Here is a 14018-nt window from a genome sequence, read left to right on the forward strand (position 1 = left end):
ACCCCAATGGTTGAATATAACCTTCGTTATTTTTACCACCTCCCGCTGCACAGCACCACCGGGGGATTGTTACCCCAGGTTATGCCGCGCCACCGGCAGCAGATAACGCTCTGTTTCGGCCAGAATTTGCGCCAAGTATTCATTATCCAATTGGCGGAATACTCGCTGCACGTAGGGATCTTCCCCTTCTCCGGGAATGCGCTGGTCGCCCTGCCAGGCCTGCAGCAATTTGGCGCGGGCCTTAATTTGCGCGTCTTCCTCCCAGTCGATTTGCTGCGTTTCCGGCAGATAGCACTGGCTCAGCCACGCCCAGCCGCTCTTGTTCAGCAACAGCAGCGGCTCACACAGACCGCGTTGATAGCCCGCCAGCAGCTCCGCCAACTGTGCCTGCGCCTCTTCTGGCGCCAGCGCGGCAAAGCGCCAGGCGGAGTTCTTGCGGCCATACATGCGGCTCTCGCCGGTGCCGCCGGCACAGCAATACACCAGGTGCTCCAGCCACAACAATATGCCGTCCACCGCCGACAGCGTAGCGGGCCGCCAGCGCAACAGGCCGTCATCCTGCACCTGGTGCAGCCAGCCACTGAGGCGCACGCCGGCGATATCGATATCCAGCTCCAGGCTATGGCTCTGCGCCCGTTCCGCACGCACCTGCTCGGCCAGTTCGCTCATTTCTTCCTGCTGCTTTTGCCAATAAATTTCGCCGAAGGCGCCATAGGGCAACCCACCGGCGGCGCGCACCCGCTGGAATAGCCGCTCGGGATCGTCGCCGTCGATAAGCGTATTCAGCAGTTGACTGTTGAACTGGTAACGGCTGAGGTTATCCAGCGTGAAGGGTTCTTCGTCCGGCAACTCGGTCTCTTCCAGGATAAAACTGACGCCCAAGCGCAGCTGGAAGAAGGCACGAATCGGATGGCGATAAAACCGCAGCAGCTCATCCAACGCTATTTGCTGCAGCGCTTCGGCGGGCAGCGGCTGGTTGAACGCCGGATGCGCCGCACCGCGACCATCGGCGGCGGGCAGCCACTCGGCGGCATAGCTTTGCGCCTCCGAGCCCGGCAAGAAATTCTCGGCGGCGAACGGCATGCGCGCATGCCACTTCAGCAAGTGCTCGCCCACTCGGCGGGCGCTGTCGTCTGCACTAAGTTCTTCGTCTCCCGGCAGACAATAGCTTTGCTCCAGGTACTCCAGCAGCTCGGTGACCAGCACCGAAGGATAGCGCGGGCTGTTGTCCTGAATGGAACGGCCGATGAAGCTGATATACAGCCGCTGCTGAGCGGACAAAATCGCTTCCAGGAACAGATAGCGGTCGTCATCGCGACGGCTACGGTCGCCACGTTTGACCTGCTGCGCCATCAGATCGAACCCCAGCGGCGGCAGCGTGCGCGGATACACGCCGTCGTTCATGCCCAGCAGGCACACCACCTTGAACGGAATGGAACGCATCGGCATCAGCGTACAGAAGTTGATTTGCCCGGCGAGGAAGCGCTGACTGATGCGTTCCTGATCGAGGCGCGCCGCCAGATCGTCACGCAGAATGGTCAACGGCACCTCGTCGGGATAGCGCGCCGCCAGGCCAAAATTGATGGCCTGCTGCCACTGCTGTTCGATCAGCGCCAGCACGACTTCAGTGTCACTATCCGCGGCGAAGAAGGCATCCAGCAGTTGCCGGCACAACGGCAGCCACGCCTCGAGCGGGCGCGCTTCGCTCAAGACTTGCCGCCAGTGGCTGAGCTGCGCCAGCAGGTCTGCCAACTGCCCCGCCAACTCGGCGGCCAACCCGCTCGATTCGTCGTAAGGTAAAATGCCCTGCCAATCGCCGGCATTGCTGTCCATCGCGTAGCCGAGCAGCATGCGCGTAATGCCGAAGCGCCAGGTATGCTGGCCAGTGGCGGGCAGATCCAGTTCGCGCACGTTATCGTCGTCCAGGCCCCAGCGAACGCCGGATTCACCAACCCAGTGACGCAGCAGGCGCAGCCCCTCTTCGCCGATGGCGAAACGGGTAGCCAGGGCAGGCACCTCCAGCAGCGCCAGCACCTGTTCCGAGGTAAAGCGGCTTTGCGGCAAATCGAGCAGTGAAATGAACGCCTGCAGCGCCGGATGCGCCTGCCGCGCTTTACGGTCAGAAATGGCGAACGGCAGGTAGCGCTCGGCGGGGGCGTTGCCGAACACCGCCTGAATATAAGGCGTGTAGCTGTCGATATCCGCTACCATCACGATGATGTCGCGCGGTGTCAACGACGGATCCTGCGCCAGCATGGTCAGCAGTTGATCGTGCAGCACCTCCACTTCCCGCTGTGGGCTGTGGCAGGCGTGCAGGCTGAGGGAGCGGTCATTCTCATCAAGCGGGCGTTTGCTGACGCTGCTTTCCAGCGTTTCCGCGGTAATACCGATCACCGCATGATCTTCCAACTCCAGCATGTCGCGCTGAACGGCGTGCAGCATGGTATCGGCCGGAATATCGACAAAGGCGTCGACCTCTTGCGCCCCTTCCATCTGCGACAGCAGATAGAGGTGATCGCGCCCCAGCTTGCCCCAGGAGGCCAGCAGCGGGTTGCTGAGCTGCTGCTGGCCTTCGGCGTCAAACAGGCGCGCCGCGTCGGCCGGCTCGCGGAACAGCCCCTGCTCACGAGCCTGGTGGTAGTGACGGCGTTTGCGACTCTGCAAGCGGGCCAGGAAAGCGTAATCCTGAATGTCGCCCCAGTAATAACGACAGGGGTTGGTGAACATCAGGTGGATATCGATATGCCGTCCCAGCGCCTGCAGCGCCTCCAAATAGACCGGCGGCAACGCCGAGATGCCGCAGATAAACACCCGCGGCGGCAAACCGGGCGGGCACGTTTTTGCCTGCTCCAGCGCGTGGATAAAGCGGCTGTACAGATTAGCGCGGTGCCATTCCGGCTGCCCCAGTTCACGCGTGTACTCTACCAGCCGCGCCCAGAGCGGCGCCTGCCATTGCTGAGCCTCCGCCAGACCGTCGATGCGCTCAACGCGCTGCCAGCTCTCCAGCCACTGCGGGCGATAAACCAAGTATTGGTCGAACAGGTCGGCGACCCGGCCGGCCAACTGGTGGATCTTGCGCTTGTCGCCGTCATCGGTCAGATAGTGCTGCAGTGGCGCAAACGCCGGCTGGGTCAGCATCTCCGGCAACAACCACATCAGCTTCCAGGTCATGGCGTCCTTGCTGAAGGCGCTCTCTTTCGGGATATCCGGCAGCACCCGGGTGAACATGTCCCAAATAAAGGTCGCCGGCAGCGGAAACGCGACATTGGCGGCGATGCCGAACTGTTCCGCCAGCTGCATCTGCAGCCATTGCGCCATCCCGGGGCTCTGCACCAGTACCACTTCCTGTTGAAAAGGATCGGCCAACGGATCTCTGGCTATCAGCGCGCTGGTCAGCGTCTTCAATAAATCCAGCTGATTGGAATGATAAACCGTGAACATGAACGCTCCTTTAAAACAAAAAACATACCGGCTCAAAAACGGGTGCAATACCAACGGCTCAGCGTTGCCCACTGCCGCTGCGGCGTTTGAACCCTGACCGTCAATCGACGGCAATCACTCTCCGCATCGTCAAGCGCCGCCTCACGTCGCCAGCCTTCCGGCGATGGTTCGGCATCGAGCCGCCCGGTGACGGCGAACGCTTCCAACTGCTGGTGCGCCAGCGCCCAGGCTTGCCGGTAGTGCCACTGGCGCTGAAACGACTGCAACAGCACCTGATGATACTGTAACAAGCCAAGCAGCGACACCGAGAACAGCAAGGCTGCCACCAATACCTCCGGTAGGCTGAAGCCGTTGCGGGATAGCCGCCCTGCGCGAGCGTTAGCCATCGCAGTCAGCCAGCCTTTTCTCGGGGCAAAAATCCAGCCGCCCCCCTGGCTGCGCTTGCACCTTGCCAGCAGCCTCTGCATCGTCAAACACGCCCCATTGATACAGCCAAAGCGGCTCCCCCCCGTGCATCTCACCAAGGCCGCGTACCGTCACCACCCCCGCTCTGGTAGACAGCCGGGCGCAGGCCGTCAATTCCACGCGCTGCCTGCATAGCCAGGCCGCTGCACTCAGCTCGGCGCGCGGCCAGCGCTGGCTCATCCCCCAACTCAGCGCCGAAGCGGCCTGATTGTAAGCCTGAAGGTAACGCTGCTGATCGGCGGCCAGTAACAGCGCGTTATCCAATTGCCGATGCTGAGCATTGAGCAACATCAGCCCCAGCGCCAGCAGCAACATCACCGCCGCCAGGGTGCTACCGCCTCGCTGGGTGCGCCGCTTCATGGCAGCGCCGCCATTTCGACGCTCCCGCTCAGACTGCGCCTGATACGCGTATCGCTGGTGGAGCGCCCCGTCAGCGTCAGACGAGCCAACGCTGCGCCGTGATCGCCCCGCTCTATCGCCACATGAAACCGCTCAATGCGCACTTCGTCATGATCGAGCAGCCGCTCCCAGCCGCCGCCATCGCATTGGCTTACGCCGCGCTGCCCTTCCAAGCCGCCATTGCGCAGCCGATAACCGAAATAGCCTGCATCCTCGCCCGAGGTGGGCCATTGCCCGCTGCGGGTGATGTCGTAAGCGACGATAACGCAGCTGCCCGCCGCTTCTCCCGATGCCTGGCCGATCAGCAACGGACGGCCTGCGCACTGCCCGGCGCAAAAACCGGCGCGGCGCAGATCTTTCTCAATGCCGAACGCCAGCTGTCGCAGCGTTGACTCCAGCCGAAAGTGCTGACCAACGGCCACGTTCTGCTGGCGTAACAGCGGGTAAGTTTTTGCCGCGCCAAGCGCGATCACGCTGCCGAACACCAGCGCCAACATGACCTCCGGCAGAGTAAAACCGCGTTCGACAGTCAGCATGGCGCGATCCCCCTTATCCGGAGCCCTTCGCTGCATAAACGCAGCCGCCCTCGGGCAGACAGCACTAGCCGCAGGCCGCCTGCCTCATTGCTGAGCTGGATATGCCCCGCCTGCGCAGTATTGCGCAAACCGTAAAACCCGATTTCTTTGTCGGTATAACCGCTCAGCGCAACGTCGTGATAAAACGGTGAAAAAACGGGGCCTTCGGCTGAACCACAATCCGGCGGCGGCACGCCACCGCCCAGACACCAAGGCGTGCCGCTCTTGAACCACAGCAGCGTCGTGCGGTTACGCCAGTTGGCGTCCGCCTGCAGTCGCAGCAAAAACGCCAGCAGCTGTTGGGCCGTGTGTTCCAGCCGCAGCGCTTGCTGATGATAGCGCCATTGCCCGACGCCCCAGCCGGTGAGCATGCCGGCGATCAGGAGCGCCGCCAACAGCTCAATCAGCGTCATACCACGCTGGCGGTCATCGATGTTCGATAGCGTATTTTCGTTCATGCGGCCAGTGTAAGGGCCGTAACAAAGTGGTAAAGCCGCATGCGCAAGCCTTGCGGCAAGCTGCGCAATGTTTTCCCTATAGTGACAAATGGCGACAATAAAATGCGGCGCGGCGCGCAATGCGGATAAAAAAAGGGGCGCAATCGCTGCGCCCCTGGTGTGATGCGGTTAAGGTCAGATCGCGACCGGCGCCTTGATGGCCGGATGCGGATCGTAACCTTCGATCTCGAAGTCTTCGAAACGGTAATCGAACAGCGAAGCCGGCTTGCGTTTGATCACCAGTTTCGGCAACGGACGTGGTTCACGCGTCAGCTGCAGCCGCGTCTGTTCCATGTGGTTGCTGTACAGGTGGGTATCACCACCGGTCCAGACGAAATCACCCACTTCCAGATCGCACTGCTGCGCCATCATGTGCACCAACAGCGCATAGCTGGCGATGTTGAACGGCAGGCCCAGGAACACGTCGCAGGAACGCTGGTACAGCTGGCAAGAGAGCTTGCCGTCCGCCACGTAGAACTGGAAGAACGCGTGGCACGGCGCCAGCGCCATCTGGTCCAGCTCACCGACGTTCCAGGCGGAAACGATGATGCGGCGCGAATCCGGATCCTGCTTCAGCTGTTGGAGCACGTTGCTCAGCTGATCGATCTGACGACCATCCGCCGCCCCCCAGGCGCGCCACTGCTTGCCGTACACCGGGCCGAGATCGCCGTTTTCATCGGCCCACTCGTCCCAAATGGTGACCTTGTTGTCACGCAGGTAGGCGGTGTTGGTATCGCCGTTCAGGAACCACAACAGCTCATGAATGATCGAACGCAGGTGACATTTTTTCGTGGTCACCAACGGAAAGCCATCCTGCAAATTGAAACGCATCTGGTGGCCGAAAATCGACAACGTGCCAGTGCCGGTACGGTCGGCTTTAGGAGTGCCCTCGGCGAGCACCTTGTTCATCAAATCCAGATACTGTTTCATTTGTCCCTCACGACAGTTGTTGCTGCGGGCGACGACGGTACGCCCAAATCATCATAATAATACCGGCCACCACCATCGGGATGGACAGGATCTGCCCCATGCTGATCACGCCGTCGAACAGGCCAAGCTGGGCATCCGGCTGGCGGAACGCTTCGACGATAATGCGGAATGCGCCATAACCGATCAGGAACAGGCCCGATACGGCACCCATCGGCCGCGGCTTGCGGATGAACAGGTTCAGAATGATAAACAGCACCACGCCTTCCAGCAGCAGTTCATACAGCTGGGACGGGTGACGCGGCAGCATGCCGTACTGGTTCAGCAGCGGCAGCAGAGAAGGATCGGCAGCGGCGAGCGCCACGTCTTCGCTGCGCGAGCTTGGGAAAAGCATCGCCCAAGGGGTGTCGGTAGTCACGCGGCCCCACAGTTCACCGTTGATGAAGTTGCCGAGGCGGCCGGCGCCCAAACCGAACGGGATCAATGGCGCGATAAAATCGGAAACCTGGAAGAAGGTGCGTTTGGTGCGACGAGCGAACCAGAACATCACCAGAATCACCCCCATCAAACCGCCGTGGAACGACATGCCGCCATCCCAGACCTTGAACAGATAGAGCGGGTTATCCAGGAACAACGGCAGGTTGTAGAACAGCACATAGCCCACGCGGCCGCCGACGAATACGCCCAGGAAACCGGCGTAGAGCAGGTTTTCCACTTCGTCTTTGGTCCAGCCGCTGCCCGGCTTGTTGGCGCGGCGCACCGCCAGCCACATGGCAAAAACGAAGCCGACCAGATACATCAGGCCGTACCAATGCAAAGAAACCGGGCCAATGGAGAAAATGACCGGATCAAATTTAGGAAACGCCAGATAGCTATTGCTCATCTATCACCACAACATGTCTGTTATTTTTCCCCATGCGGGGGCGGCAGGTGCCAAACGGCGACGGACATTACCTCGCGCCTTGCAAACGGCAGCATTGGCCGCTGCGGTTTGCAAGACGACGAACATGCGTCGCGCTGAGGTTGCGCATCATAACATAGGCTTAGCGCGGTCCGGGCCGGCAGCGCGGGAAAAGTTCTGTAAAAAAATCACATCGCGCGGCGATTATCTGCCGCCGCGAATCAATCCGCCCATGCCGCGTCGCTCCATAAACGCCGCCACCAAATGGCGCACTTCCGTGGTCATTTGGGTGTTCAACACCCGGAGCGCCAACACTTCCGCGTCGGCAAGGTCGATATGTCGCAGCAGGTATTTGATGCGCGCCACGCTGCGGCCGTTCATGCTCAGATTGCGATAGCCCATGCCCACCAGCAACAGCGCGCCCATCGGATCGCCGGCCAGTTCACCGCACAGGCTAAGCTGCAGCCCGGCCGCTTTCCCCTGTTCGGCGATCAGCTTCAGCACCTGCAGCATCGCGGGATGCAGACTGTCGTACAGCGAGGCTACCCGCGTGTTGTTGCGATCCACCGCCAGCAGGTACTGGGTCAAATCGTTGGTGCCTACCGAGATGAAGTCGACGCGCCCGGCCAAATGCGGGATCAGGAAAATCATCGACGGCACTTCCAACATCACGCCGATTTTCGGTTTCGGGATCGCGTAGCCAAGCACCTCTTCCACCTCGCGCCCGGCGCGGTCAATCAGGCGCTTGGCCTCATCGACCTCTTCCAGGCTGGTGACCATCGGCAGCAAAATGCCCAGGTTGCCGGTGCCGGCATTGGCGCGCAGCATGGCGCGCACCTGTATCAAAAAGATCTCCGGCTGGTCCAGAGTGATGCGAATGCCGCGCCAGCCCAGGCAGGGATTTTCTTCGCTGATCGGCATGTAGGGCAGTTGCTTGTCGGCGCCGATGTCTAGCGTGCGCAACGTGACCGGTTTGTTGGGGTAAAGCTGCAACATACCTTGATACTGCGCGACCTGTTCTTCTTCGGAAGGGAAACCGCTTTGCAACATGAACGGAATTTCAGTGCGGTACAATCCCACGCCGTCCACCCGGCCGCCCAACAGCTGTTCATGTTCCGGGCTGAGGCCGGCGTTCAACATCACCTGAACGCGTTCGCCGCTTTTCAACTGCGCCGGCTGTTCGACGTCGTCTTCCGCCAGCTTGCTCAGTTCCTGTTCTTCGCTGATCAGCCGTTGGTATTCCTGCACCAGCACCGGCTCAGGATCGACCAGCAGTTCGCCGCGATACCCATCAACGATCAGCAGCCGCTGGCTGAGCAGAGAAGGCTGGATGTCGGCGCCCATCACCGTCGGCACGCCCATCGCCCGTACCAAAATCGCCGCATGCGAGTTGGCGGCGCCGTCGCGCACCACCACGCCGACCAGGCGATCCTGCGGCACTTCGGCCAGCAATGTCGCGGTCAGTTCATCCGCCACCAGCACAAAACGCGCCGGCCACTGGGTGGCGCCCTGAGTGGTGTCGTCGAGGTGGAACAGCAGGCGCTGGCCCAGCGCGCGCAGGTCGCTGCCGCGCTCGCGCATATAGGTGTCCTGCAGTTTGGCGAACTGTTCGGCAAAGGCTTCTATCACCTGCTTCACCGCCCATTCCGCCACCGAGCCGTTATCAATTTCGGCGAACAATTCGCGCTTGAGGCGGGCATCGTTTAGCAGGTGAGAATAAAGATCGAAGATCGCCGCGCTCTCTTTTTGCGAGCTGGCGGCAAAACGCTTGCTGAAGCGACGAAATTCCGCGCCGGCCTCTTCCAGCGCCAACGTCAGGCGCTCGCGCTCGCTGGCGGTGTCCAGCGTCGACGCGCGGTAAACCTGATCGAGCGAAGGCTGGCTGCTGTCCTGCCACCCTTCCGCCACCGCCACGCCGGGCGAGGCCGCCAGCGCGCGCACGCGCGTTTGGCGATACTGGCCGAAAATGGCGTTAAGCTGCGACTGTGACAGGATCCCGGCCATCTGCGTGGCCAGGGTGACCATGAAAGACTCTTCGCTTTCGTCGAACTGGCGCAGCTCACGCTGCTGCACCACCAGCACGCCCAACAGCTGGCGCCGGTGAATGATTGGCACCCCGAGGAAGGATCGGAAACGATCCTCTTTCACCTGAGGGACATATTTGAAACTGGGATGGCTTTGAGCATCGGCCAGGTTGATAGGCTCGGCCCGGCGGCCGACCAACCCGACGACGCCCTCGTCAAACGCCAATGCGATAGTGCGCCCGCGCGGCTTTTTCAGACCGCGCGTGGCCATCAGGTAGTAGCAGCGGCGATCGTTGTCCGCCAGGTAGATGGAACACACTTCGGTGTCCATCGCCAGACAGGTTTCATTGACCAGCAGATCCAGCGCATCCGTCAGACTGGCCGCCGCGGCCACCTTCTCTACAATTTCTCGCAAGCGCGTGAGCATAGTCGGCTTAACTTAACCTCTCTTTCGGCGATAAGCGGGGGCCTGCCGCGGCGCCGCCTGCTCTTGCATCGGCATCACGGTCACGGCGAATTCTTTCATCACCCGGCGGTAAACGTCGCGTTTGAACGACACCACCTGGCGCACCGGATACCAGAAGCTCACCCAGCGCCAACCGTCGAACTCCGGCGTGCTGCTGCGCTGCATATTGATATCAGCGTCATTGCACAGTAGCTGCAACAAAAACCATTTTTGCTTTTGGCCGATACAAACCGGCTTTGTGTCCCAACGCACCAAACGTTTCGGCAATTTATAGCGCAACCAGTTGCGGGTCGAAGCCAGGATGCGCACATCCTTTTTACTCAGCCCCACTTCTTCGAACAGCTCACGGTACATCGCCTGCTCCGCAGTTTCGCCAGGGTTAATCCCACCTTGGGGAAACTGCCAGGAGTGCTGACCGTAACGGCGGGCCCATAAGACCTGCCCCTGACGATTACAGATTACGATACCAACATTCGGGCGGTAGCCATCATCATCGATCACCGGACTACCTCGATAAGCTTAAATTCGCATAGATGTCCTGATTGTTTCACACAAGCTACAGGCGGTAAACCACTGCTTTACGGTGCTGCGGGCCGGATAACATTGGGATAACTCACAGATATAGGCAAAGTTATAAACATACCCCAGCCTTTTAAGCCGGTTTTATTCACTTTTTCTGTGGATAGGTGTGTGCAGAACTCGAGGGATAAGCCGGTAAAACTCTCACACCCTCAAATATCCCCTCATACCGAAAAACACATATTTACCTTAAAAACATATAATTATCTAACAGCACGCAATGATGAACAGGTCAAAAATGTGATCTATGCACGGTAAGGATCTTACCCTGGCGAAAGATCCACCAACGCCGTTTTTATCCACAGATTATGCGGGCAAGTTACGCACAAAACGGACAAATTCGTAAAAAACCGCCTGAGTCAAGGCTGTAAATTGAACCAGTGATCGGCAAAAATTTGGGTTATCCCATAAATCTGTGGATAAATAGGTGTAAGATCCTGTTTATTGTCGGTGGCTTCAGGTGAACAAGCCCCGTGAGTGTATTGTCGACCACGTAAGGAAAGAAAAAAAGTCATGTAAAATCATGCTACTATTATTCTTTTCCCCAGGCGACAGCGGTTATCGCTCGCCGCGTATAATTGCAGTACATTTTTCAACCAAATTCGACAGGCTTGATTTATGGCATTTTTATCCCCTTTGCCGCCCCCGCCGGAAAATGAACGGCAGCTGTTCGAGCGCGCTCAGGCGCTGGCCGGCTTCAGCTTTGGTGAACTGGCCGCCCGTGCGCAATTGCCGATCCCCAAGGATCTGAAACGCGATAAGGGTTGGGTGGGCATGCTGCTGGAGCTGTATCTCGGCGCCATGGCCGGCAGCAAACCGGAACAGGATTTTCCCGAGCTGGGCATTGAGCTGAAAACCATTCCTGTCGACGCCGCCGGCAAACCGCTGGAAACCACGTTTGTCTGCGTCGCCCCGCTCACCGGCAACAGCGGCGTCACCTGGGCCAGCAGCCACGTTCGCCACAAGCTGGCGCGCGTGTTATGGATACCGGTAGAAGGCGAACGGCAGATCCCGCTAGCCCAGCGCCGCGTCGGTTCGCCGCTGCTGTGGAGCCCGAGCGCGGCAGAAGAAGAGAGGTTGCGCCGCGATTGGGAAGAACTGATGGATCTGATCGTGCTCGGTCACGTAGAACGCATCACCGCGCGCCACGGCGAAGTGCTGCAACTGCGCCCCAAAGCGGCCAACAACAAGGCGCTCACCGAAGCCATCGGCGAACAGGGGCAACCTATCATGACGCTGCCGCGCGGTTTCTATCTGAAAAAGGGTTTTACCGGCGCGCTGCTGGCAAGACATTTCTCAATCTAGGCGATTTCGTTTAACTCTGGTTTAGCTAACCCTGTCAGCGCCGCGATAAACGCGTATAATTCACACTTTGCATTTATTTAGTATTAAGGTGTGTCGGGCAATGTTCGAATGGATTATGGATCCCAATGCCTGGTTAGCGTTAGGTACGCTAACCATTCTTGAGATCGTACTGGGTATTGATAACATCATTTTTCTGTCGCTGGTGGTGGCCAAGCTGCCCAAAGCGCAACAGAACAAAGCTCGCCGGCTCGGGCTGGCCGCCGCCATGATTATGCGTCTGGCGCTGTTGGCCTCCATAGCCTGGGTGATCCGCTTGACGCACCCGCTGTTCACCGTGCTGGATCACTCTATTTCCGCCCGCGATTTGATCCTGCTGCTGGGGGGATTGTTCCTGATCTGGAAAGCCAGCAAAGAGATCCACGAAACCATCGAGGGGTCGGAAGAAGAGCACCACACCAAGGTGCACAGCTTCTTCGGCGCGATCGTGCAAATCATGCTGTTGGATATCATCTTCAGTCTGGACTCGGTGATTACCGCCGTGGGCCTCTCCGACCATCTGTTCATCATGATGGCGGCGGTGGTGATCGCCGTCGGCGTGATGATGTTCGCCGCCCGGCCGATCGGCGAATTCGTCAATCGCCATCCGTCGGTAAAAATGCTGGCGCTGGCGTTCCTGATCCTGGTGGGCTTCACGCTGATGCTGGAAAGCTTCCAGGTGCACGTGCCGAAAGGCTACATCTACTTCGCCATGTTCTTCTCCATGTCGGTAGAGGCGCTCAATCTGATGCGCAGCAAGAAAAACCGTTCGCCGGAATAACCCTACGCGGAGGCCGCCATCGGCGGCTTCCGCCGTTTCGTTGCCCCCTCATTTCACTTTTTCTTATCAGATAAAGACTTATCTGAGACGCCCCCGGCCAAGAGTTTGCTAATCTTGAAAGAACATTGTTTTCTGCATAATCGAGGATCCGCAGGATGAAAAAGTGGGTAATGGCAGTGTCTGCGCTGGTGATGGCCGCCGGTTTGGCGGGATGTTCCAGCGACTACGTCATGGCGACCAAAGACGGCAACATGATCCTGACGCAAGGCAAACCAGAGATCGACACAGACACCGGACTCATCAGTTATAAAGATGAGAAAGGCAACCACCGCCAGATCAACGGCGATCAGGTTTCCCAGGTTATCGAACGCTAATCACCGCCCGCCGGCTATCGCCCGCTCGAGCGCGGTAGCCCTCATTCGTGTCCGCACGGAATCCGCTTCCCCCATCTTCACCGCTTGGTTATAGTCAGGAAAGGCGACATCGCCGCCCGACGGACTTTGCGCCGTCTTCTGAATTGGGCTCCTGTTTCACCGGGCCGCACGGCCCGTCAGCGCTAACAAGAAAGGAAGGCCGTTAATGCAATACCACCGTATTCCCCACAGTTCTTTAGAAGTGAGCGTGCTGGGACTGGGCACCATGACCTTTGGCGAACAGAACAGCGAAGCCGACGCCCATGCGCAACTGGACTATGCATTGGCCGCAGGCGTGAACCTGATAGACACCGCCGAACTGTATCCGGTGCCGCCCCGCCCGGAAACCCAGGGCCTGACCGAGAGCTATATCGGCAGTTGGATCAAAGCGCGCGGCAATCGCGAAAAAATCGTCCTGGCCAGCAAAGTCTCGGGCCCGGTGCGCGGCACTGACAGCAGCATCCGCCCGCAGCAGGCGCTCGATCGCAAAAACATCCGCGCCGCGCTGGACGCCAGCCTCAAGCGGCTGAACACCGATTATCTCGATCTTTACCAATTGCACTGGCCGCAGCGCGCCACCAACTGCTTTGGCAAACTCAACTATCAATATACCGATGACAAAGCCACGGTCACGCTGCTGGAAACCCTGGAGGCGCTGACCGAGCAGGTGCGCGCCGGTAAAATTCGCTATATCGGGGTCTCCAACGAAACGCCCTGGGGCGTGATGCGCTATCTGCAGCTGGCGGAGAAACACGAGCTGCCGCGCATCGTGTCGATCCAAAACCCGTACAGCCTGCTGAACCGCAGCTTTGAGATTGGCCTGGCCGAAATCAGCCAGCACGAAGGGGTAGAACTGCTGGCCTATTCCAGCCTGGCGTTCGGTACGCTGAGCGGTAAATACCTCAACGGCGCTAAACCGGCCGGTGCGCGCAATACGCTGTTCACCCGCTTCAATCGTTATTCAGGGCAGCAAACCCAGCTGGCGATCGCCGAATACGTGGCGCTGGCCAAAAAACACGGGCTGGACCCTTCGCAGATGGCGCTGGCCTTCGTGCGTCAGCAGCCGTTCGTCGCCAGCACCCTGTTGGGCGCCACCTCGGTGGAGCAGTTGAAAATCAACCTCGACAGCCTCGACGTGATTCTGGATGAGGACGTGCTGCAGGCGCTCGAAGAAATCCACACCCGTTTTACCATTCCGGCACCTTAATA

Annotated in this window: 13 protein-coding genes; 4 read left to right on the plus strand and 9 right to left on the minus strand. The window is 59.4% G+C overall.

Annotated elements, in window-relative coordinates; all coding sequences use genetic code 11:
- Nucleotides 1-69: 69 nt before the first annotated feature.
- The 9 genes from recC to rppH form a co-directional block, all read right to left on the minus strand.
- Nucleotides 70-3441 carry an exodeoxyribonuclease V subunit gamma gene (gene recC / locus ACMGGW_RS18200; RefSeq protein ID WP_197832451.1) on the minus strand — a complete coding sequence of 1124 codons (3372 nt, stop codon included), beginning with the start codon at nucleotides 3439-3441 and terminating at the stop codon, nucleotides 70-72.
- 32 nt (nucleotides 3442-3473) lie between these two features.
- Nucleotides 3474-3827: a prepilin-type N-terminal cleavage/methylation domain-containing protein gene (locus ACMGGW_RS18205; RefSeq protein WP_197832452.1), complete on the minus strand. Its 354-nt coding sequence runs from the start codon at nucleotides 3825-3827 to the stop codon at nucleotides 3474-3476.
- A complete protein-coding gene (locus ACMGGW_RS18210) occupies nucleotides 3820-4266 on the minus strand; it encodes a YgdB family protein (protein WP_043139853.1) in 447 nt (148 codons plus the stop codon). The genes ACMGGW_RS18205 and ACMGGW_RS18210 overlap by 8 nt, the downstream gene beginning before the upstream one ends.
- The gene (locus ACMGGW_RS18215) at nucleotides 4263-4841 is read right to left on the minus strand and encodes a prepilin peptidase-dependent protein (RefSeq protein WP_043139850.1); all 579 of its coding nucleotides are present in this window, start codon (nucleotides 4839-4841) and stop codon (nucleotides 4263-4265) included. Before ACMGGW_RS18215 ends, ACMGGW_RS18210 begins: the two co-directional genes overlap by 4 nt.
- Nucleotides 4835-5338, minus strand: a complete 504-nt coding sequence (locus ACMGGW_RS18220; protein WP_197832453.1) for a prepilin peptidase-dependent protein — start codon at nucleotides 5336-5338, stop codon at nucleotides 4835-4837. The genes ACMGGW_RS18215 and ACMGGW_RS18220 overlap by 7 nt, the downstream gene beginning before the upstream one ends.
- Before the next feature lie 174 nt (nucleotides 5339-5512).
- Nucleotides 5513-6307 (minus strand): thymidylate synthase, encoded by a 795-nt coding sequence (gene thyA, locus ACMGGW_RS18225; protein ID WP_025304065.1) that lies wholly within the window; start codon nucleotides 6305-6307, stop codon nucleotides 5513-5515.
- Between the two features lie 7 nt (nucleotides 6308-6314).
- Nucleotides 6315-7187, minus strand: coding sequence for a prolipoprotein diacylglyceryl transferase (lgt, locus tag ACMGGW_RS18230; protein WP_197832454.1), 873 nt, complete (start codon nucleotides 7185-7187; stop codon nucleotides 6315-6317).
- A gap of 222 nt (nucleotides 7188-7409) precedes the next feature.
- Nucleotides 7410-9656: a phosphoenolpyruvate--protein phosphotransferase gene (ptsP, locus tag ACMGGW_RS18235; RefSeq protein WP_043139841.1), complete on the minus strand. Its 2247-nt coding sequence runs from the start codon at nucleotides 9654-9656 to the stop codon at nucleotides 7410-7412.
- 12 nt (nucleotides 9657-9668) lie between these two features.
- Nucleotides 9669-10196 (minus strand): RNA pyrophosphohydrolase, encoded by a 528-nt coding sequence (gene rppH, locus ACMGGW_RS18240; protein WP_004931849.1) that lies wholly within the window; start codon nucleotides 10194-10196, stop codon nucleotides 9669-9671.
- A gap of 696 nt (nucleotides 10197-10892) precedes the next feature.
- On the opposite strand from rppH, the gene mutH reads away from it, so the two are divergent.
- From mutH to ACMGGW_RS18260, 4 genes are all read left to right on the plus strand, one after another.
- A complete protein-coding gene (gene mutH, locus ACMGGW_RS18245) occupies nucleotides 10893-11579 on the plus strand; it encodes a DNA mismatch repair endonuclease MutH (protein WP_025304067.1) in 687 nt (228 codons plus the stop codon).
- 100 nt (nucleotides 11580-11679) lie between these two features.
- On the plus strand, nucleotides 11680-12396 hold the full coding sequence (locus ACMGGW_RS18250; protein WP_025304068.1) for a TerC family protein: 717 nt from the start codon (nucleotides 11680-11682) through the stop codon (nucleotides 12394-12396).
- A gap of 155 nt (nucleotides 12397-12551) precedes the next feature.
- On the plus strand, nucleotides 12552-12770 hold the full coding sequence (locus tag ACMGGW_RS18255; protein WP_016929923.1) for a YgdI/YgdR family lipoprotein: 219 nt from the start codon (nucleotides 12552-12554) through the stop codon (nucleotides 12768-12770).
- Between the two features lie 205 nt (nucleotides 12771-12975).
- Complete coding sequence (locus ACMGGW_RS18260) at nucleotides 12976-14016, plus strand: NADP(H)-dependent aldo-keto reductase (RefSeq protein WP_060435062.1); 1041 nt, start codon at nucleotides 12976-12978, stop codon at nucleotides 14014-14016.
- The last annotated feature ends 2 nt before the right edge of the window (nucleotides 14017-14018 follow it).

It is taken from the genome of Serratia sp. BNK-4, assembly GCF_048685115.1.
Taxonomy (GTDB): domain Bacteria; phylum Pseudomonadota; class Gammaproteobacteria; order Enterobacterales; family Enterobacteriaceae; genus Serratia; species Serratia bockelmannii.

Bases quoted from the DNA above. Each gene is read 5' to 3' on its own strand.
- recC (WP_197832451.1), bottom strand. From the start codon at position 3,441: ATGTTCACGGTTTATCATTCCAATCAGCTGGATTTATTGAAGACGCTG.
- ACMGGW_RS18205 (WP_197832452.1), bottom strand. From the start codon at position 3,827: ATGGCTAACGCTCGCGCAGGGCGGCTATCCCGCAACGGCTTCAGCCTA.
- ACMGGW_RS18210 (WP_043139853.1), bottom strand. From the start codon at position 4,266: ATGAAGCGGCGCACCCAGCGAGGCGGTAGCACCCTGGCGGCGGTGATG.
- ACMGGW_RS18215 (WP_043139850.1), bottom strand. From the start codon at position 4,841: ATGCTGACTGTCGAACGCGGTTTTACTCTGCCGGAGGTCATGTTGGCG.
- ACMGGW_RS18220 (WP_197832453.1), bottom strand. From the start codon at position 5,338: ATGAACGAAAATACGCTATCGAACATCGATGACCGCCAGCGTGGTATG.
- thyA (WP_025304065.1), bottom strand. From the start codon at position 6,307: ATGAAACAGTATCTGGATTTGATGAACAAGGTGCTCGCCGAGGGCACT.
- lgt (WP_197832454.1), bottom strand. From the start codon at position 7,187: ATGAGCAATAGCTATCTGGCGTTTCCTAAATTTGATCCGGTCATTTTC.
- ptsP (WP_043139841.1), bottom strand. From the start codon at position 9,656: ATGCTCACGCGCTTGCGAGAAATTGTAGAGAAGGTGGCCGCGGCGGCC.
- mutH (WP_025304067.1), top strand. From the start codon at position 10,893: ATGGCATTTTTATCCCCTTTGCCGCCCCCGCCGGAAAATGAACGGCAG.
- ACMGGW_RS18250 (WP_025304068.1), top strand. From the start codon at position 11,680: ATGTTCGAATGGATTATGGATCCCAATGCCTGGTTAGCGTTAGGTACG.
- ACMGGW_RS18255 (WP_016929923.1), top strand. From the start codon at position 12,552: ATGAAAAAGTGGGTAATGGCAGTGTCTGCGCTGGTGATGGCCGCCGGT.
- ACMGGW_RS18260 (WP_060435062.1), top strand. From the start codon at position 12,976: ATGCAATACCACCGTATTCCCCACAGTTCTTTAGAAGTGAGCGTGCTG.